The sequence below is a fragment of the Methanosarcina sp. WWM596 genome (genome assembly GCF_000969965.1).
Lineage (GTDB): Archaea > Halobacteriota > Methanosarcinia > Methanosarcinales > Methanosarcinaceae > Methanosarcina.
Genome location: NZ_CP009503.1, coordinates 1,041,433 through 1,061,002, shown reverse-complemented (window position 1 = coordinate 1,061,002; position 19,570 = coordinate 1,041,433). Strand labels below are relative to the sequence as shown.

Here is a 19,570-nt window from a genome sequence, read left to right as displayed (position 1 = left end):
TATACTGAATTTCGGCCATAAACTAAAATTCTCAATAATATAAAAAGCCAACCAGAGTTTTGTATTTTTATATTCTTTGTATTTAAAGTGAATAGTCTCATAGAGAGATAGTAAAAACCGAATTCGTACCTTGAAGAATAAAACCCTTAAAATTTGTGTTTTTGCCGGAAAAAGCATTTTTCAGCCAGCAAAAAGCTAAATATATCTTGAACTCCATCATTTTATGTAACCTACGTAATTATAGATTTATGCACTTTTATTATATAAATATATCGATATAAATCTCGAGAAATTAAACATATCTTGGAGGTACCCTATGAACGAGTTAATAGGCTTTGTAAATGGAAATAACGTGAGGCAAAAAGTGCTCTCTCTGCTCGCCTCAAAAGGGGAAATGGAAGGAAAACGTGTCTCTAAAACTCTTCGGGTAGTATATCCCACCATAGCAAAGACTCTCGAGGAACTGGAAGAAAAAGAGCTGATCACAAAAAAAGAAGATGTTTACTTCCTGACCGAAACCGGAATTAAGGTAGAAAAAATGGTCCAGCAAATCTAATATTTTACTGATTTACCAAATTAAATTTAATTTTTTTAGTTTCGAGCCATTTATGCCGCTTTTCCATCTGCTCAGAAATTTTACTATTTGTTGAATAAGAAAGAGCGATTACTCGCTCTCCCTCTTCTAAGTAGGATGAGACATAAATGTCCATTCATGTGTCTTCGGTTAAGAAAGAAACCATAATAAATTGCCCTATTTCTACAACAGTTATCTAAAATTTTAATATAATATAGGCTGGAGCAGAGTATCGATTTTAGGAAAAGAGGGCAAAGTTTGAGATCGATTTATGGTACAAAATCGATAGCTTTCGGGCAAGAAAACTCCTTAACCGATGACCAATGAATGTCCATTCACTTGAATGTCGGTTTGACCATTCAAGCCACGTCTCGTACCTTTTGGTCATGCGTAACAACCTGTTTTCGCACTTACACGTTATGAACCCTCAAACGGTAATTCACCTTTCGATTCTCCATAGCCCCATTTCCCTAGCAGATTGTCATATGCAGGTTTAATGCTTCTACACGTTGTTTCCTAAGCTTCAAACAAAACCGTTACCAGCAATGCATGTTGGGATAGGGATACTTCGAATGGACAAAGTAGTGATTTCTCACAATCCTCAATTTGACTTTTTATCGCACGAACCGTACGTGAATTTCTCGATTCATAAGGCTCAAGCATTCAATAACCTTTTCTGTATCAAGCGGCAGTCTTTTTTTTCAAATGGAATATCTGTTCCGGAAACTTAATTTATTTCGACGTTCATTGCACATTCTGGTAGGGTTACCCCAAATGGAAGGGGCAACATTCAAGCAATCCATAACATAACTTCTTGTCGCAGCATGAAAGGACCTCTGATTTCGCACTCTTGACCCTCATTTAAAACTTTTAAGTATATTGGACACCAACACCACATTTTAGAATTGATTTTGGAAAATCAGTTTTGTTTATACAGTTACAGTAAGGAAATTTTGTGATCTCAGCACGATGTTCAGTCACTTTACGCATTACAACTATGTTAAGAAAGAAGATTCACCAGTGTCCGACCATTTAAATATTGTAAACTATATATTGTTGCAGGTCTGAAAAGTTATGCTACATTTTCAAGAACAGCTTGCTTTTCAGGAAAAAAATAATTTATTCAAATCCTAATTTCTTCAAATTCTAATTTATTCAAATCCTTAAAAACGATCATCCGTCGATTATGCCCCTTGAAATCACCCCAATTCTTGAAGAACCTGCCCTCATCGCCAGGAACACGGAAACTGCACTGGTAATTGCCGACATCCACCTCGGAATCGAATGGGATCTCTGCAGGAGTGGAATTCATTTACCGAGTCGGATCAAAGCCCGACTGGACCGGGTTCTGGGATATATACAAACGTGTTCTCCTGACCGGATAGTGCTCCTTGGGGATGTAAAGCATAATGTCCCTCAGATCTCCTGGCAGGAAAAGGATGAGATTCCGCACTTTCTAGAAACGCTTGCAGAACATGCGCATGTGGAGATATTCCCGGGAAACCATGATGGGGGAATTGAATATCTTTTCAGCAGACAGAAGGATATAAGGGTTCATCCTGTACGTGGTGAAGTCATTGACGGAGTAGGGTACTTTCACGGGCATACCTGGCCTGCCCCTGAACTGCTTGCCACCCCCCACGTAATTACTGCCCATAACCACCCCACAGTTCGTTTTACCGATACCTTCGGGTATTCTATAGTTGAACCTGTCTGGATCAGGACCAGATTCAACGTGGAAACCCTGAAAACTCGCTTTGGAAATCTTGATTTTGAAAACAAGAGTGATTGGGCAGACCCTGAGATATTTATTATGCCTGCTTTTAATGAGCTCTGCGGAGGCGTGCCCTTTAACGAGTCAACTCAGGAAGATCTTCTGGGTCCGGTTTTTTCTTCAGGGGGGATTGAACTTGAAAATGCCGAAGTTTATCTACTTGATGGGACAAGGCTAGGACTGCTCAGGAACATCCGCAAATTGCAGCATACCAGAGCCAGAAGCAAAACCAGGGGTTGGAAACGTAACTCTAAAAGTCAATTATGAGATGATTGTTCAGGCAGCCAGAGGTTTCTTCTTTAATTAGAGTAGAGACCTAAAAAATCATATGGAACAATAAGTACTATAAATATTTTATTCCCTCAAATAACATTAAATTTAGTATTTCTTTTAAAAATAAATTATATTTTTGCCTAATATGGAGAATTTACACCGACATACGATGCTTTCTATAAAAAATTACTGTTCTTTGGCTGTATTTTTGACAGGAGCAATTACTGCGTTCTTTATTAGTGACAAAAAGGGATAAAAAAGAGCGCAGGCCATGACACAGACCAGAAAATCGTAGACATGACGGCTGACAGCAACGTATACGGGATCTTTGAGTTTGAACTGCTGCCCGCTGACGACCCCCGTGTGGTCAGGATAATGCAACACCTGGAAGAAAAACTCTGGGTCCCAGGAAAAAGCGGGATGGCAAAATATGAAAACGACACCTACCACAGGACGGCATATCTTGTCACAGGAAACCCCTGGATAATATACACCCTCTGGCTTGCAAAGTGGTATATCGCAAAAGGGAAATGGGAGGCAATGGGGAGGTGAACAAGCTTGCAGGAAAAAGAGCCAGTCGAAAAAAAGAAGTTTGAATGTGCTGTGTGCCAGATGACCTTTGCAACAAAGGAAGAGTATGAAAAGCACATGCTCGAAAAACATTAGAGGTCATGAAAAGTATAAATATTTAAGTTTGAAACTATAAACGAAAAAGAGAGGGATAAGGATGGAATTGGGGATAATAGGGTTGGAAGCAAAGGTTATTCCATTATCTGGGTAATTCCCTTACAAGTATGACCCTGGCCGGAGCCCCATCCGTATCTATGTTAAGGGGCAAGCCCAGAAAGGTGTATTCTCCTTCAGGCACACCGGTAAGGTTCAGGCCTTCAAATAGAGTCATGTTATCAAGCAGAAGTTCATGCACCTCATCATCTTCCCCAAACTTTTTAACGCTCAGGTAGTCAAACCCGAGGGTTTTAACCCCAGCCGTGACAAGATATTCAGCTGCATCCATTTTAAGATGAACGAAATCCTCTTTGAATTTCATATACCCCAGCATTGAGTTGCTGGTCTTGAGGAGGACTATGTCCCCTTCCCCGATATTAAAGCCCTCAAGATCCTGTCTGTGGATTTCCTCTTCCACGTTAGCCAGGTCAAAAACCCTGCATTTCCCATAAAAACTCTCAAGAGGCAGAGATGCAGTACCCTCCCTCCCGTTTCGTAGATGTAGCCTTGAATCCACATGAGTGCCTGTGTGGCTTCCCAGGGTTAGAATAGACTCGTTTACCTTATCCTGTGGGACCGAAGCGTACCTCCGGATCGAAGGCTTCGGATTTCCGGGATATATAACCATTTCTTCCGTAATAGGCAGTGAAACATCAAAAAACTCTGGCAGAATAAAACCCCCTTTAATCTTAAGCAAAGCTTCAAGTTACTTTGCATAATAAAAAAATAGATGTAAAGGTATAAAAATACCCGCTTAAGGAAAGGGAAATAGCTTTATTCAGCTTTATTTCAATGCATATTTGACATATTCTGCAACCGCATGCCCCACTTCTGCAGTTGTGGAAACTCCTCCCAGGTCAGGGGTTATGATCTTTTTCTGAAGCACATCGGCTATTGCTTCATCAATGAGCGGAGCTCCGGGGTTGCCCATCCATTCCAGCAGCATCTTAACACAGAGGATTGCAGCGAATGGATTTGAAATGCCTTTTCCTGTGATGTCCGGGGCACTCCCATGCACAGGCTCGAAGAAGGCGTATTTTTCCCCTATGTTGGCGCTCGGGACGAGGCCCAGGCTTCCGACAAGAGCCGCACACATATCACTCAAAATATCCCCGAAGATGTTCGTTGTGACCACAACATCGTATTTTTCGGGGCGCATTATAAGGCTGTAAGCCATAGAGTCAACCAGCATATCACTGTATTCCACCCCATATGAGCTGGCAACCTGCCGGCAGACATCAAGAAAGAGCTTGTCAGACTTCAGGACGTTGGATTTGTGGACAATGGTAAGTTTGTTATTTCTCTGCTTTGCAAGCTTGCAGGCGTATTCCGCAATCCTCTCAGAGCCTTTTCTGGTAACTACTCTCTTAGTCCAGGAAAAGTCAGGACCTATTTCCTCGATCCCCGAATACAGCCCTTCGGTATTTTCCCTGACAATAATAAAATCGAAATCATTTCTCCCGGTAACGCCCATTATGCCAGGGATAGGTTTTACAGGCCTCACATTGGCATAGAGGTCAAGTTCTTTTCTGATTGTGAGAAGCACACTTTTGTAATTAGGGTCCGGAACCGTGGTGATTGCCCCAAAAAGGACCACATCACATCCTTTTATGGTTTCAATGTCTTCTTCTGACATTGCAGTTCCGGTTCGTTCCCATCTGGTATAGCCCAGTTCCAGGGAAACTTTCTCAAGCTCAAGCCCGAACGCATCCAGTACTTCCACAGCTGCAGGGATCACTTCTCTGCCGATCCCGTCACCTTCGATTACTGCCAGTCTCATGGTACTGCATCTATGGCTTGGAGTATATGAATCTGGCGTAACTGTTTAAGATTCTGAAGTCGATATTTCAGATCCAGAAAAAGAGTTTTAAGATCCTGAAAACAGATTTTTCAGATCCAGAGCAGGTGTTCGGCAAGGATTTTTCCGCCAAGTCCTATAAGGATCAGCCCACCAAGGACTTCAACTTCATGTTCAAAGAAATGGCCAATTCGGTATCCCAGAATCGCCCCGAAAAAAGACATGAAAAAAGTTACGCAGCCTATGATAATAACGGGTTCAAGTATAGGTATCTTAAGAACCGCAAAACTAATTCCAACTGCAAGAGCATCTATGCTTGTTGCAACTGCAAGCAAGAAAAGCACAGAATAGTTAAGGGAATTTACTTTCCCTTCCGGGTCTCCGTAAAGAACCTCATAAATCATTTTGCCCCCGATAAAGGTAAGAAGCCCAAAAGCAATCCAGGGAGCATAGTCTGAAACAAACCCACTTACTACACTTCCCCCAAGCCAGCCCAGCACCGGCATGAAAGCCTGAAAGCCCCCGAAAAAAATAGCCAGCTTCAGAGCATCATTGAGACTGAAAGGCCTTATCGTTGTACCACTGGACATGGAAACTGCAAAAGCATCCATTGCAAGCCCGAGCGCTAAGAGGAAATAGGTTAAAAAAGACATCGAACAGTTACTCCACTTTCATTTTATGATAGGATTTACCTGGATAAGAAATTAGGCAACACTTAAAGATTGCTGTAATGCAGTTGAAGGTTTCTGCAATGCAGATGAAGGGCATTTCAATATATCTGAGGGTTACTGAAATCCACTTAAAAATTAATAAAATTTAATTAAATGTTACCGAAATACATTTGAAGGACGCTGTAACATACATAATCTTTTTTGAAACATAGATTTTAAGCTTCCAGAATATCCAGCTTAGGAATCCCGGGCTTCTTTTTCCCTCAGCCGGTTCACAAGCCTCCTGACAGCCTCCGAAACCTGATATTCCGAAGCTCCCCAATGGACAACAGCCCCTTCAAAGTCATTGATTGTGACAAGCCCTGATTTCTCGGACCTGCAGCAGCGCGTAATAAAGGATTTTGAGGGCACTACTATTTCGGACTTAAAAGGACAGATATTTACGAAAGAATACTCAAGTTCCGGAAAACGCATTTCAAAAAGGGTCTTTGAGATCTCACACCCTACAAGAAGGTGTCCGTTTTCGGTCAGCACGTCCGAGTCCAGGCATTTTCCTTCAAGCCCTGATGAGCTGCAGGGAAAAACGGTATTTTCTCCTTCGAATTGCCTGAGGTCAATTATCTTTTCAGTAAATCGAATCTGCAGGTCCCCGAAAATACCGCTAGCTTCAAGCCTCCTTACAACCTGCAAAAGCCAAGCCGGTTCAGGGGGCGCAACATCAAGGATCTCTATTTCAAGGATGTTCGAGGGTTCAGGATCATGGACTATTGTGACATGCCTGTCCACACCTGTAAAAATGACAGTGTTCACCTTCCCTTTGCAGAGCTCCAATGCAGTCTCAATCAGAAGGGTACGGTCTTTTATGTTCAATTCCCTGTCATATTTGACCACCTCATCTCCAGAGGCGATCAGTTCGAGGCTCTCGACCTTTCTGAGAAACCCTTCCCCACTTTTAGTCACATGGTAAACTGCATACTCAAAGCTGCCTTTTTCGGGATTTTCTCTTTCTTCGACCAGGTACTCGGTAAGGAAATAAATGGTTTCTTCCGTACCCTCTGGAAGGGCTTTTGTTACGCCCACATACTTGTACTCATCAGGAAAAATCATAGTTATCGGTTGTTTGAATGTTTTCTGGATCTGGTTGGCTTACTGGACCAGATCCTGTTTCTTGTTAGTAATCTTGCTCAATCAAGTCAGTTAAGATATTAGTTACCATATTAACCAGTAATTTAACCAGTAATTTAACCAGTAATTTAACCAGTAATTTAACCAGTAATATCCATTACTATCTTAACCAGTTATTATTCCTTCTGCTGGCTCTGTATTTTTTTTCTATGGGCAACGAGTCCACCATCGGTCAGCATTTCAAGCAGGAAGTCAGGCAATTTGTTTCCACTGAACACACCTTTTCCTGAAACTCTGACCTCCCCTTTGAGCAGGTCAACTTCGATCTCGTCCCCTTCCTGGCACTCAACATCAGCTTCCATAAGGGGCAGCCCCACATTAATCGCATTTCTGAAAAAGATTCTTGCAAAGGACTTTGCTACAACGCAGGCTATTCCCGCGTGCTTTATAGCAAGAGGAGCTTGTTCCCTTGATGAACCGCACCCAAAATTTTCCCCTGCAACAATAATATCTCCAGGTTTTGCCTTTTTTGAGAACTCAGGGTCTATACCCTCCATCGCATGAACTGCAAAAACCTGCATATCCTTTGTCCGCAGATATTTTCCCGGGATAATTACATCAGTATCTATATCGTTTCCGAATTTCCATACTCGGCCTATGATAGGGTTTTCCATCACACATCACCTTTGAAGTAGGTTTTTTTAATAGTATATCTAAGTGGCGGATATGTAAAATCAAATTGCGTGCGGCCACCCCAACCTAAAGGATGGGGTATGCTGATGGGCCGCCCGCCCGGTTATTCTGGTACTTAGAAATCGTCAATTTTCCGTTGCCTAGACTTTAATCTATATGATTGAACCTCTGTTTTCGGTTTTCCCTGCGACTCCTTAATGTAGTGCTTGATTGTGTCAGCGGTTACATTTCCAACGGATCGATAGAATTTACCACTTGACCATAGACTTCCACCCCAATATCGTGTTCTCAGTTCAGGATGAAGCTTGAACAATCTGTAAGAACTACCTCCTTTCAAGTATTGAACCACCTCTGATAGAGAGGTGCTTGGGTGGAATTCCAGGAACAGGTGAACATGATTATCTACAACTTCCAGAGCATGGATTTTGTAGCCTTTCTCTGTGCAAATATTGTGGAATATAGACTCGCAATCCTTTTTAACTCGTTTATTGTAGAATATCTTGTATCGATACTTAGGCACCAACACGATGTGGTAGGTAATCTGACCATAGCCATGGCTAAAACTGCGCAATTCCAACGCTTATCACATCCTAGCCATAGGTAGCTGGAACCACCTGTGGCTATGGTGTCAAAAAACCTCATTTTACAAAAAAACGATGATTGATACAGTTTAAGCGAATACAAAACAGCCAGCGAGGGTTCACTTCATCCCCGACCTGAAGGTCAGGGTATTCGTGACCCTCTGCACTCCCATAGTAATAAAAAAGTACAGTAAAGAAAAACTGAAAGAAAAAACTGAAAGAAAAGCAGATGTGCAGAAGAACCTGAACCGCACATCTTATTGCTTTAGACTTTACTTCGAAATGCAAATCTTACTTTTAGACCTTTACTTCTTCTCCATTTAATACTGCTTCCTCACCGACCCTCACTTCCTTAATAGTAGTCCCATAGCTCACGACATAAGAACCTGAAGGTGCAGTATCGAACTGGGTCTCCCCGGGAATGGGGCCTTCGGTTGAATAGGGAACGGTAAACTCATACCTGCCCATAGAATCCGAAGTTGTCGACTGGGAATAGTCAAAGGTTCTTCCCTGGCCCGTTAGAATTGTCGTACTTATTTTGACTGTTTCATTAGGGGAAGCAGTTCCTGTGATTCTTGCACCCTTGACGTATTCGAAAATTTTGACATAACCCGTATCTGTTTCGGGGATTCTGTCTTCGAAAAGGAGATTGTAAACCTGTTTGTACACGACTTCCTGCGTCTGATACGCCCAGGTTTCGTGGACCAGACGATACTGCTTCAGGCCGTTTCCGTCCAGAATATGCAACCTTGACTCCATTGAGTTGAAGTAACGTGTGGAAGGAAGGTACTGATTTCCGTTCCCTGTCCAGTAAGACTGGTAGTATCCTTCAGTATCAAGGGTCCAGGCTGACATCGCATAGAACTTGCTTGTTGCCATTTCGACGTCTGAAACGATATAACGGGCTCCGGCTTTATCCGGGTTAGGGTCAACAGCTTCCAGCACTGCGGTTGCTTCTTCTTCGGATTGGGCTGTAAAGAAGGTGGAAGAACCGGGCTGGTTTTCATCTTCAATACTCCCTCTGCGCCCTCCAATTCCAGCCTGGAAAGGATTGGCATTGGGCATCCTGTGCCCGATCGTTTCAATCCAGTGCCCGTAATCCCACCAGGACATGACTCCGTATGCGGTATCCGGATACTGGAAGAGTTCGCCGTTCTCAGGGGCTTCGTAGACTGCGTTGTAATCCATGCCTGGGTCCGGAGTATAGGACTGGAGCCACATACAGGCTTCAATCCAGGGCCCATCAGGACCTCCTGTGCCTTTTGTAAGTTGCATTGCAGAGCCGTATACCGGGTAGATAAGAACAACTGCTATAGCGAGGACTGCAATCACCTGTTCTATTTTAACGAACTTCAAAAATCCAGGGATATCTGCAGGAGATTTCACACTGGATTTGAAATTCTCATTAAGCTGGTCCCATTTTACAAGTTCAAGCAGCAAGCCTCCTACATAAGCACTGAGAACTGCTACATTAATGGAGTAATAGTATGCAAAACGATTCTGACCGTAGATTGTAAGGAAAATTAAAAAACTCCAGACAAGAACCAGTACTTCTTCAGGCTTCGGCTTTCTGAAGATATTTACAGCCAGTATTAACATTCCGAGGAGAGACGCAAAGAATCCGGACATTGTGAAATTTCCAAAAACTCTCGAGAGAGTAAAAACTCCACCTTCGTAAAATATGGAAGAGGCTTCGGCAATTGTGGACGCTCCACCGGTTTTAATACCGAAAATTGTATTTGGAGCATTAATGACCAGTGAATAAAGGGAAGGAACTGCAATTTTTGCTGCCAGCAGTCCCAAAATAACAATTCCGAATATAACCAGTGGATAATAATAACCCTTTATATTTCCCCTGTTGAACTCCTTTTCAATGAGACTCAAGAACACAAAGCCAGTCATCGCTCCAAAAGCAGTGACAACATGGAACCAGGAATAATAATACATCGAAAAACCCATATCAGAGTGGACGAAGGGAAGTATAAGTATTGTACTTACAAGAAATGTGACTATGCCTGTAAACCCAAGGTAGTCACTGGATTCTTTACGGAAGTTATTCAGGATATATTGGAATACAGCATAAACTAAAGCGACTAATAAGAAAAGAGAAGCTCCAGGCCATGAGAGCTGATAAGCCGAATACATGATACCGGCCATAACAGAATATACCAGAGGCTCTTTCAGGACACTGAGATTTTTAGTAATTACATGCTCGAAACTCAACCCTTTTTCCTTTGAAGAAATCAAAGCCAGCATGAAAAACATCATGAAGAAAGTACTGAATAGAGCCTCAGCTACATGGTGGTCTGTAAAACCGATCATTGAACGGGACAAAAATTGTCCCGGGGCAAAGGCGATTAAAATTGCAGCCAATATCCCTGTTTTCCGTCCACCGAGACACTTTCCGATGTAGTAAACAGGAACGACCGTAAGGGCTCCGAGCACTGCAGGGAAATAAGCTCCTACAGTATTAACCAGTTCCTGACTGGGACTGCCCATCCCCAGGAACAGAGAGGTTATAGCCATCATCTGGTCAAACAGCGGACCGAAATGGATGTAACTTCCGTAAGGGTAGTCGGTCATCGGGTTGAAAAACATCCTGTTAGGGTAGTTTTCAAGGAGAGCATTCAAGGTCCGCATATGGTACCAGGGATCGTTGCCCCCAAACCTTACAAACCCATTGGATAGGAACACCGAATCTGATGGAAGTATTCTGATCCATAGAGCTACAAAACCAATTATTGCAACTGCCAGAGTATATGGCAAGCTGGATTTTAGTTTAGACTTAAACGTTGATACAGGACGATCCTGAGAACTCATAGTAATCTCCTTCAGGAGTACATTTTTGCAATCAAATATATAATCTAAATAATATATGATTTAAATAATATATATTTTATGTGATAGAGATTTGTGTAATATATAAGTTATACAATATATAAGTTATGTAAGAAGAAAAATCAAATCGATTCAAATGAAACGGTTTATGATCCTGATCAATTACACTTTAAGAAACCCTAAACCTCTAAAATAACTTTTTTAATAGTATATCTAAATAACGGACAAATAGTAGAAATAAGTAAGTGTTTTATAAAAAGTGACCGGCTCCTTCAAAAAAACCCAGAATAGTTGAGAATAATAGTGTCAACAACACGCATTTGGTGCCAGGAGTCATTCCCATTGAACCTTACAAAGCCGTTGGACAGGAAAACGTTGTATTTAGGAAATATTCGAATCCAGAATACAATTATAGCAACCATTATTTTACAGAGCAAGTTGTCTTTTTTTGGAATAGGCCTTGGTTTCTCTAATAATGCATTAAAACTTTAATGTTTTACTCACTTTGAGTAGATACCTTATAAAGTTGTTGTTCTCAGGTTTTCTATTACCCAAATAATAACAAATAAAAAAATAAAGAATACACGAATAACATATAAGTTAATTATTATTAATATAATATATGATATCTTTGTAAAGAATGAGAAAAAATATAAATAGTGTTCCAAATTTAAGTCTGATATGTAAAACATACATAAAATCGAAAGGAAAATCCCATGAAAATTCTTGTGATACCAACCACTGATTGGATCAGACATCCCGTGCCTAACAGGCTTAATTTCGTATTTGATATCCTTGCAGAAAAACATGAAGTGTATGTTCTGCATTTCAACCTCAAAGCGTTCAAAAATAACAAGCCAAGAAAAACAGCTTGCAAACTTGTGGATACAAAATTTATAGATGTGGGAGATCCTTCTCTATATTATTTGTTAAATTGGCCAAAGCACTTTATGAAAATGAGAGAGATAATTAAAGAAAAAGATATAGATGTAGTACTCTCCACAAATATTCTTCCATCGTTTTTGATAAATATGTTAAATGTTCCCGTAGTTTTTGATTACCTTGATCACCTGGAAGAATCTGCATCAGTATATTATCCGGAGTCTTTTTTTGGGAAAATTGTCAAGAAAGGAGTAGGGCAGATTACAAGGTACAATCTGAAACATGCAGCTTCTGTAATAACTGTCACCCAGGAACTCAAAGATTTTCTTGCAGAAATAGGAGTAGAAGACGCAGAAGTTATCCCAAATGGGGTAAATTGCAGTCTTTTAAAACCTATCCCTAAAGAAGAAGCAAAAAAAGCACTTGACCTTAAAGGAAATGTTATTGGATATGTGGGTTCCCTTGAGCACTGGGTAGACCTAGAAACTGCTGTCGAGGCTCTCCCTGACCTGAAAGTAACGCTTCTGGTTGTGGGTCCGGGATTATTTACAGATTACGGTGAGAAAATCAAAGAAATGGCAAACAAGCTAGGAGTTTCGGAAAGGATCAGGTTTACAGGGGCTGTACCCTATGAGGAGCTCGGAACCTATATTTCGGCTATGGATATAGGGCTCAATACATTGAAAAAAATGGATAAAAACGAATATGCAGCTGGAGGAAAAGTCTTTAATTACCTTGCTTGCGGAAGGCCTGTTTTATCCAGCAGGACAATTTCCCTTGTAAGAATGCTCGGGGATAACTTATTTTACTACGATGATAAGGAAGGGTTCATAAGGGAAACAAAAAGAATTCTGGAGACTCCGGATAATGAGAAAAAATATAGAGAACTTGCAAAGACTTTTGACTGGGAAGTCCTTGCCCGAAAATACGAAGAGGTCTTGAGGAGAGCCATATGAGAGTTTTATTGCTTGCTAACCAGCCCGAACATACCACAAGACTCAAAATGTTCCAGAGTACCCTTGAAGAACTGGGATACGACACGCTCATCCCCAAATTTAACACCAGAAACTGGATACAGATCTCAGGCCTTGCCAAACAGTTCATAAAAAAAGAAAAACCTGATGTAGTCCACCTTTTTAATGTGCCAGATATAATATATCACGATTTGCCGAAATTAAAAGGAACCTGCTTTAAAAAGATGATCTATGACTACAGGTCTCCCTGGGGCATTGAACTTGAAATGAGTTTCAGGGCTCCCGGCAGGATGATGGCTGAATATTTTGAAAAAAAATTGGCAGCAAGTGCAGACCTTATAACCACAGTAAACGGGCCTCTTGGAGAAAAAGTAAAAACATATACCGAAGACGGAAAACAAGAGGTCTATGAAGTCCCTAATTACCCCAAAAATAGTTTTATGACGGGAGAGGATTTAGCAGAAGACGGGGCCATAACATTTCTGGGAAGAGTTTGCGAGCAGGAAGGGATCGGAAATTTCCTGAATATGGCGAAAAAGTATCCCGATGAAAAATTCAGGATCGTGGGAGACGGCCCATTTTCAAAGTGGTATCTGGCAAAAAAGCTTCCAAACGTAGAATTTCTGGGATGGCAGCCTCATGAAAAGGTGGCAGGGATAATCAAAAAAGCCAGAATATGTATGATCCCCCGGAAAGAAAATACTTTGACTCCCTATTCGACGGATAAGAGCATCTGGAAACTCAACGAATACCTTAACCTTGGGAAACTGGTTATAGCCTCAGGGATCACAAAAGAAGAAGACAGGAAGAACCTGCTGATAGTAAAAAGTTCTGAACTCGAAAATGCTGTCCATGAGTATCTTGACAAAAAACCAGAGAAATTGAACTCTGGAGATTACCGCTTCTGGGAATCAAACACCAGGAAAATAAAAGAAGTCTATGAAAAAATCCAGTGAAGATTGGAAACTAAAATAAAAAATAGAGATTCATATGTCTTCGGTTAAGAAAGGAACCATAATAAATTGCACCTATTTCTACAGCAGTTATCTAAAATTTTAATATAATATAAGCTGGAGCAAAGTATCGATTTTAGGTAAAGAGGGCAAAGTTTGAGATCGATTTATGGTACAAAATCGATAGCTTTCGGGCAAGAAAACTCCTTAACCGATGACCAATGAATAGAGATTCATACGTCATCGGTTAAGCGTTAGGGAATCACTCTCGTATGTGTTTTTATAATAATAATCTAAATATTAGTGCATCTATGTCTCCTCGTCCCCCACCTACTCTTGAAGACTCTCTTCGGGAAATGTTTCCCGAAGAGTGGTTAAGGCAAACTGCCAAAGAAACTGGCCTCATAGTACGTGAGCGTAAAATTGACCCTGTCATCATCTTTTGGGTTTTAACTCTTGGTTTTGGTGTACGCTTGCAGCGTACACTTGCCAGTTTGAAAAGAGGATATGAAAAAGAATCAAATAAGACATTAAGCGACAGCAGCTGGTACTATAGATTCACTCCAGAACTTGTTGAGTTTCTTCATCAGTGTGTTATTCACGGCATAGAAGAGCTTGCAAAAGAACCTGGTAGAAAACTTAGCAAAAAACTCGAAAACTTTCAGGATGTTCTCATTCAAGACAGCACAATTGTTCGTCTTCACTCATCTTTAGCAGACAAGTTTCCAGCAGCAAGAGCAAGAACAGTATCAGCTGGGGTAAAAGTGGGAGTTATGGTAAGTGCAGTTGCTAATGGGCCTAAAACAGTTGCTCTGTACTCTGAAAAAACAGCTGAGATCAAAACATTGAAAATCGGCCCATGGATCAAAGACCGTATTCTTCTTGTTGATCTTGGATTTTACAAAACTCAAATGTTTGCAAGAGTTGAGGAAAACGGAGGATATTTTGTCTCAAGAATAAGGAAGAATATGGATCCTATTCTTGTTTCTGTTGAAGAAGGACTTTCTAAGACAAAAAGCAAAGAGTTCGCGGAAAAACCTGTTAGTGAGTGTATTAAACAACTCTCTGGAAAAGATATTGATGCAGTTGTAAAAATAGCATTCAAAAGAAGAGCGTATAAGGGCAAACAAAAGCGGGATGAGATGCTTGTACGTCTTGTTGCGGTATATAATGATGAGGATGAAAAGCATCACATATATATCACAAATATTCAGAAAGATGTTTTGAATGCAAAAGACATTGCAAAATTATATGGAGCAAGATGGGACATAGAACTGCTGTTTAAGGAGTTGAAAAGCAAATACGCTCTTGAAGTTCTTGAAACAAAGAATGTGCAGGTAATTGAGGCTCTAATATGGACAGCAATGTTGACACTAATCGTTAGCAGAAGAATTTATTCTCTCGTAAGAAACTCGACAGCTCATCCTGAAAAAATGGCTCAATATACGCAGTTACGTTGGAGCACAATATTTGCAGAGAATGCATCAGATTTGTTGACAGTAATTCTGAATAGATGTGGAATTCAAAGAACTTTTGAAACGATAATGAGTGTATATGAAAGTCAAGCATTGGACCCGCATGTAAACAGAGAAAGGTTCAGAGAAGAATTCTTTTTATGAAAAGGTGAAATGAAAAACACTATTGGTAGATGGAAGTAAGTTCTTAACCGATGACCAATGAATAGAGATTATATTATACACTCTGGGAATTATACTTCTTTGGTAGTAGGAAATTAACATGAAGATTGTATCAGTAGTCGGTGCCCGCCCTCAATTTATAAAATGTGCGCCTGTGTCCCGTATCATCCGAGAGCAACATGAAGAAATACTTGTCCATACAGGCCAGCACTATGACCCCAAAATGTCCGATGTCTTTTTTGAAGAACTCGATATCCCAAAGCCGGACTACAACCTTGGTATAGGGTCGGGTACCCAAGGGGAGCAAACCGGCAAAATGCTCATAGAAATAGAAAAAGTGCTTTTGAAAGAGAAACCAGACATTGTGCTTGTCTACGGAGATACAAATTCTACACTTGCAGGCGCACTTGCTGCTTCCAAGCTGCACATCAAGGTAACACATGTGGAAGCTGGACTGAGGTCTTTTGATAGAACCATGCCTGAAGAGATTAACAGAGTCATAACCGATCACATCTCGAATATACTATTCTGCCCGACTGATACTGCAGTGATGAACCTGAAAAATGAAGGCATTACTGAAGGTGTATACAATGTTGGGGATGTAATGGTAGACGCCCTTAAGTATAACCAGAAAATTGCAGAAGAAAAATCAACTATTTTACAGGATCTTAATCTCAATCCAAAAGAGTTCCTTTTAGCAACCGTACACCGTGCCTCCAATACGGACAATAAAGAAAAACTCTCATCAATTGTAAAAGCATTTTCCGATGCAGAAGCAACAATAATTTTTCCCGTACATCCAAGAACCAAAAAATATCTGAAAGAATACGATTTGTGGGAAAAAATTCTTACGAACACAAAAGTAATTCCTCCGGTAGGCTATCTCGATATGTTAAAACTCGAATCAAATGCCAGAAAGGTCATCACAGATTCAGGAGGAATACAAAAAGAAGCCTATATGCTTGGGATACCCTGCATAACTTTAAGAGATAACACGGAATGGGTAGAAACAGTTGAAGAAGGCTGGAATATACTTGTTGGCGCAAATTATGAGAAAATAGGAGATGCTATTGAAAATTTAGAGGGTGCTGATAGGAGAAATAGTGTATTTGGGGACGGAAGTGCAAGTGAAAAAATATCCCAAAAGATAAATGCTCGAGAAACATGAAGATACTGCACATAAGGAACATTGCAAATGTAGCATACAACATGACCCTACAACAAAAAAAAATGGGCCATGAAGTTCTTTTATTTGAGATAATTCAAAATAACACCAGTGAATATACTGACATTTCATTAAATCTCCCTTTAAAATATTCTAAAAAAGATATTTTCAACCGGTTCCAAATCATATCAAAGAACCTTTTGGGGATCATGCTGAAAGAAAAATTTGACATATTCCATCTTCACGATGCAGGAATATTTCCTCAAGATATAGATATACCGCTTTTGTTCAAACGTTTCGGCAAGGTTGTAGTCCACTGGCACGGCAGTAAATTAAGAAATAATGGCAGAACTTTTGGATCAAAATTTGCAGATGCCGAAATAGTTTCAACCCCGGACCTTCTGGAATATGCCCCGAAAGCTACATGGATTCCAAACTGTATTCCCTGGCACGGGTTAAGTAAAATTGATCGAAATGATGATAGAATAATAATCGGACATGCCCCAACAAACAGATTCTACAAAGGTACAAAATATTTTTTGGAAGCGATGGAACAACTCAAAAAGAAATATCCAAACGTTGACTGCTTGTTAATTGAAAATCAAATTGCGTGCGGCCACCCCAACCTAAAGGATGGGGTATGCTGATGGGCCGCCCGCCCGGTTATTCTGGTACTTAGAAATCGTCAATTTTCCGTTGCCTAGACTTTAATCTATATGATTGAACCTCTGTTTTCGGTTTTCCCTGCGACTCCTTAATGTAGTGCTTGATTGTGTCAGCGGTTACATTTCCAACGGATCGATAGAATTTACCACTTGACCATAGACTTCCACCCCAATATCGTGTTCTCAGTTCAGGATGAAGCTTGAACAATCTGTAAGAACTACCTCCTTTCAAGTATTGAACCACCTCTGATAGAGAGGTGCTTGGGTGGAATTCCAGGAACAGGTGAACATGATTATCTACAACTTCCAGAGCATGGATTTTGTAGCCTTTCTCTGTGCAAATATTGTGGAATATAGACTCGCAATCCTTTTTAACTCGTTTATTGTAGAATATCTTGTATCGATACTTAGGCACCAACACGATGTGGTAGGTAATCTGACCATAGCCATGGCTAAAACTGCGCAATTCCAACGCTTATCACATCCTAGCCATAGGTAGCTGGAACCACCTGTGGCTATGGTGTCAAAAAACCTCATTTTACAAAAAAACGATGATTGATACAGTTTAAGCGAATACAAAACAGCCAGCGAGGGTTCACTTCATCCCCGACCTGAAGGTCAGGGTATTCGTGACCCTCTGCACTCCCATAGTAATAAACCCCATAAAGAAGCAATGCAATTGCTGCAAACCTGTGATATAGTTGTTGATTCAGTTGGTTTTTATGATAAAAGACAGGTTGGGTGGTATGGAGTTCTTACAAACGAAGCCCAACAGATGGAAATTCCATGCTGTACATGGATCAAACCAGAACTTGAGCACTTTCTGGATCAGCCCAGTGGAATCGTGAATATAACAGCAGAGAATATTACACAAAAATTAGAAGAATTAATAGTGGATAAGAACCTGAGAATAGAGCTTGGCAAACAAGGAATAAAATATGTAAAAGAAGTGCATGATAATAAAGATATATGTCAAAAAATACTTCAGGTTTATAAAAAAATAATTTGAATTATATATGGGATAAAAATGAAGTTAATCCATAATATAGAATATGTACTAAATACATCTGCATTTAACTGCATATATTTGCTGAACTCAGCAATAAGTAAAAAAGATAAAAAACTTATTGGATTTGCTAATACTTATTTTAATGGAAATATAAAATACCTATATGAAGAAATGAAAAAATATCCAGGACTTAAAATTTATTTTGTAACATCACAAAAATCGGAATTAAAATTTCTGCAGAACAAAGGTGTAGAAGCTTATTACTGTAGAGATACAAAAAAGATTCCTTTATTCGTAAAAACCAATGTATGGATTACAAGCCATGGAACATTTTGCATCCCAAGCCATTATTTGTATAAATTATTCAAAAAACGTAGAAGTAAATGGGTTGATACCTGGCATGGCATAGCTTCGCTCAAAAAAACTCCACGAGCTAAAGGGTTAAAAAACTATGACATTGGATTTGTGTCTTCTGAATATTATATACATTACTATGCATCACAAGAAAAAGGAATTTCGGATAAATTAAAGATTACTGGATTTCCGAGAACAGATATTCTACTGGATAATAGTTTGGATAGGCAGAAAATTATCAGTGATTTGAATATTACCAAGAACAAAAAAAATGTTCTTTATGCTCCGGGCTGGGGCAATCCTGACGCAAGTGAAAATAAGGAAAAATCCCTTTTTCCTTTTGAAAAAGATGAAATTATGCTTGATAAATTAAGCAAATTTTCTGTAGTTCATGATTGCAATATACTGATCAGAACACATCCAAACTGGGAAAGAGATAACAAGGAATATTCTACAAGGCTTATTAAGAAGATAACTGGTACAAAAAATATCTATTATATTCCATCTAGTAAATTCCCTGTTACTGAACCAATTCTATATATTAGTGACATTCTTATAACAGATCATTCCAGCATAGCTGATGATTTCATTCTTTTAAAAAGACCGATCATATTCATGGATACTGGCATTCCTCAAGACCTTCTTGTTTTCCCTTTTAAAGACAGAGCCGGAATTGTTGTGAAAAATAAGGATGAATTTATGGTTGCTCTGAATAATTGTTTAATCAATCCTTTTGAATATTATAATAATCTAAAAGAAAAACAGGAAACGTTCGTTAAAAAAATATACAAGTATTCAGATGGTAAATCCTCTGAAAGATGTGTTGAAGAAATTATGAAACTCATTAGATAAACTTTGTATATTTGTTTGAAATCAAA

The 19,570-nt window shown here is 39.9% G+C and carries 19 protein-coding genes and 1 pseudogene; 12 read left to right on the top strand and 8 right to left on the bottom strand.

The annotated features are described in order from the left end of the window. Positions 1-316 precede the first annotated feature (316 nt). The 5 genes and pseudogenes from MSWHS_RS04750 (at position 317) to MSWHS_RS20850 (ending at position 3,287) form a co-directional block, all read left to right on the top strand. Positions 317-556 carry a transcriptional regulator gene (locus MSWHS_RS04750; protein ID WP_048126458.1) on the top strand — a complete coding sequence of 80 codons (240 nt, stop codon included), beginning with the start codon at positions 317-319 and terminating at the stop codon, positions 554-556. A 1,204-nt stretch (positions 557-1,760) separates the two neighbouring features. Next, positions 1,761-2,615, top strand: a complete 855-nt coding sequence (locus MSWHS_RS04745) for a metallophosphoesterase (protein WP_048126455.1) — start codon at positions 1,761-1,763, stop codon at positions 2,613-2,615. A 148-nt stretch (positions 2,616-2,763) separates the two neighbouring features. After that, positions 2,764-2,877: pseudogene (locus MSWHS_RS20005) on the top strand (IS5/IS1182 family transposase); the annotation flags it as partial. Positions 2,878-2,918: 41 nt separating this feature from the next. Continuing rightward, entirely contained in the window at positions 2,919-3,173 is a 255-nt protein-coding gene (locus tag MSWHS_RS04740; RefSeq protein WP_048126453.1) for a hypothetical protein, read from the top strand. A gap of 6 nt (positions 3,174-3,179) precedes the next feature. After that, positions 3,180-3,287 (top strand): C2H2-type zinc finger protein, encoded by a 108-nt coding sequence (locus MSWHS_RS20850; RefSeq protein ID WP_197074025.1) that lies wholly within the window; start codon positions 3,180-3,182, stop codon positions 3,285-3,287. 103 nt (positions 3,288-3,390) lie between these two features. Here MSWHS_RS20850 and MSWHS_RS04735 read toward each other — a convergent pair whose 3' ends face one another. The 7 genes from MSWHS_RS04735 to MSWHS_RS04705 form a co-directional block, all read right to left on the bottom strand. Then, positions 3,391-4,044: a cyclase family protein gene (locus MSWHS_RS04735; RefSeq protein ID WP_231585583.1), complete on the bottom strand. Its 654-nt coding sequence runs from the start codon at positions 4,042-4,044 to the stop codon at positions 3,391-3,393. 87 nt (positions 4,045-4,131) lie between these two features. Beyond that, entirely contained in the window at positions 4,132-5,127 is a 996-nt protein-coding gene (locus MSWHS_RS04730; protein WP_048126451.1) for an isocitrate/isopropylmalate dehydrogenase family protein, read from the bottom strand. A 110-nt stretch (positions 5,128-5,237) separates the two neighbouring features. Continuing rightward, positions 5,238-5,798, bottom strand: a complete 561-nt coding sequence (locus MSWHS_RS04725) for a manganese efflux pump MntP family protein (protein WP_048158802.1) — start codon at positions 5,796-5,798, stop codon at positions 5,238-5,240. A gap of 255 nt (positions 5,799-6,053) precedes the next feature. Continuing rightward, entirely contained in the window at positions 6,054-6,923 is an 870-nt protein-coding gene (locus MSWHS_RS04720) for a hypothetical protein (RefSeq protein WP_048158801.1), read from the bottom strand. A 194-nt stretch (positions 6,924-7,117) separates the two neighbouring features. Then, the gene (gene hacB / locus MSWHS_RS04715) at positions 7,118-7,615 is read right to left on the bottom strand and encodes a homoaconitase small subunit (protein WP_048126445.1); all 498 of its coding nucleotides are present in this window, start codon (positions 7,613-7,615) and stop codon (positions 7,118-7,120) included. A 134-nt stretch (positions 7,616-7,749) separates the two neighbouring features. Further along, positions 7,750-8,211 (bottom strand): IS200/IS605 family transposase, encoded by a 462-nt coding sequence (gene tnpA / locus MSWHS_RS18945; RefSeq protein ID WP_082088120.1) that lies wholly within the window; start codon positions 8,209-8,211, stop codon positions 7,750-7,752. Positions 8,212-8,512: 301 nt separating this feature from the next. Next, positions 8,513-11,035: an oligosaccharyl transferase, archaeosortase A system-associated gene (locus MSWHS_RS04705; protein WP_048158800.1), complete on the bottom strand. Its 2,523-nt coding sequence runs from the start codon at positions 11,033-11,035 to the stop codon at positions 8,513-8,515. A 734-nt stretch (positions 11,036-11,769) separates the two neighbouring features. Here MSWHS_RS04705 and MSWHS_RS04700 point away from each other — a divergent pair. The 5 genes from MSWHS_RS04700 to MSWHS_RS04680 all read left to right on the top strand — a co-directional run bounded on the left by MSWHS_RS04700 (position 11,770) and on the right by MSWHS_RS04680 (position 17,311). Then, a complete protein-coding gene (locus tag MSWHS_RS04700) occupies positions 11,770-12,891 on the top strand; it encodes a glycosyltransferase (RefSeq protein ID WP_048126441.1) in 1,122 nt (373 codons plus the stop codon). Further along, entirely contained in the window at positions 12,888-13,865 is a 978-nt protein-coding gene (locus MSWHS_RS04695) for a glycosyltransferase (protein WP_048158799.1), read from the top strand. Before MSWHS_RS04700 ends, MSWHS_RS04695 begins: the two co-directional genes overlap by 4 nt. 308 nt (positions 13,866-14,173) lie before the next feature. Further along, positions 14,174-15,481, top strand: coding sequence for an IS4 family transposase (locus MSWHS_RS04690; RefSeq protein WP_048159556.1), 1,308 nt, complete (start codon positions 14,174-14,176; stop codon positions 15,479-15,481). Between the two features lie 118 nt (positions 15,482-15,599). Continuing rightward, positions 15,600-16,667: a non-hydrolyzing UDP-N-acetylglucosamine 2-epimerase gene (gene wecB / locus MSWHS_RS04685; protein ID WP_048158798.1), complete on the top strand. Its 1,068-nt coding sequence runs from the start codon at positions 15,600-15,602 to the stop codon at positions 16,665-16,667. Further along, a complete protein-coding gene (locus MSWHS_RS04680) occupies positions 16,664-17,311 on the top strand; it encodes a hypothetical protein (protein ID WP_048158797.1) in 648 nt (215 codons plus the stop codon). The genes wecB and MSWHS_RS04680 overlap by 4 nt, the downstream gene beginning before the upstream one ends. A gap of 28 nt (positions 17,312-17,339) precedes the next feature. Here the strand turns inward: MSWHS_RS04680 and tnpA (MSWHS_RS18940) are convergent, their stop codons facing one another. Beyond that, positions 17,340-17,801, bottom strand: a complete 462-nt coding sequence (tnpA, locus tag MSWHS_RS18940) for an IS200/IS605 family transposase (RefSeq protein ID WP_082088120.1) — start codon at positions 17,799-17,801, stop codon at positions 17,340-17,342. A gap of 207 nt (positions 17,802-18,008) precedes the next feature. Here tnpA (MSWHS_RS18940) and MSWHS_RS04670 point away from each other — a divergent pair, with 207 nt between their 5' ends. Together MSWHS_RS04670 and MSWHS_RS04665 are read left to right on the top strand one after the other, a co-directional pair. Further along, a complete protein-coding gene (locus MSWHS_RS04670; RefSeq protein WP_156151188.1) occupies positions 18,009-18,338 on the top strand; it encodes a glycosyltransferase in 330 nt (109 codons plus the stop codon). A gap of 18 nt (positions 18,339-18,356) precedes the next feature. After that, the gene (locus MSWHS_RS04665; RefSeq protein ID WP_048158795.1) at positions 18,357-19,544 is read left to right on the top strand and encodes a CDP-glycerol glycerophosphotransferase family protein; all 1,188 of its coding nucleotides are present in this window, start codon (positions 18,357-18,359) and stop codon (positions 19,542-19,544) included. The last annotated feature ends 26 nt before the right edge of the window (positions 19,545-19,570 follow it).

Coding starts and splice junctions, on each gene's coding strand:
- MSWHS_RS04750 (WP_048126458.1), top strand. CDS start 317: ATGAACGAGTTAATAGGCTTTGTAAATGGAAATAACGTGAGGCAAAAA.
- MSWHS_RS04745 (WP_048126455.1), top strand. CDS start 1,761: ATGCCCCTTGAAATCACCCCAATTCTTGAAGAACCTGCCCTCATCGCC.
- MSWHS_RS04740 (WP_048126453.1), top strand. CDS start 2,919: ATGACGGCTGACAGCAACGTATACGGGATCTTTGAGTTTGAACTGCTG.
- MSWHS_RS04730 (WP_048126451.1), bottom strand. CDS start 5,127: ATGAGACTGGCAGTAATCGAAGGTGACGGGATCGGCAGAGAAGTGATC.
- MSWHS_RS04725 (WP_048158802.1), bottom strand. CDS start 5,798: ATGTCTTTTTTAACCTATTTCCTCTTAGCGCTCGGGCTTGCAATGGAT.
- MSWHS_RS04720 (WP_048158801.1), bottom strand. CDS start 6,923: ATGATTTTTCCTGATGAGTACAAGTATGTGGGCGTAACAAAAGCCCTT.
- hacB (WP_048126445.1), bottom strand. CDS start 7,615: ATGGAAAACCCTATCATAGGCCGAGTATGGAAATTCGGAAACGATATA.
- MSWHS_RS04705 (WP_048158800.1), bottom strand. CDS start 11,035: ATGAGTTCTCAGGATCGTCCTGTATCAACGTTTAAGTCTAAACTAAAA.
- MSWHS_RS04700 (WP_048126441.1), top strand. CDS start 11,770: ATGAAAATTCTTGTGATACCAACCACTGATTGGATCAGACATCCCGTG.
- MSWHS_RS04695 (WP_048158799.1), top strand. CDS start 12,888: ATGAGAGTTTTATTGCTTGCTAACCAGCCCGAACATACCACAAGACTC.
- MSWHS_RS04690 (WP_048159556.1), top strand. CDS start 14,174: ATGTCTCCTCGTCCCCCACCTACTCTTGAAGACTCTCTTCGGGAAATG.
- wecB (WP_048158798.1), top strand. CDS start 15,600: ATGAAGATTGTATCAGTAGTCGGTGCCCGCCCTCAATTTATAAAATGT.
- MSWHS_RS04680 (WP_048158797.1), top strand. CDS start 16,664: ATGAAGATACTGCACATAAGGAACATTGCAAATGTAGCATACAACATG.
- MSWHS_RS04665 (WP_048158795.1), top strand. CDS start 18,357: ATGAAGTTAATCCATAATATAGAATATGTACTAAATACATCTGCATTT.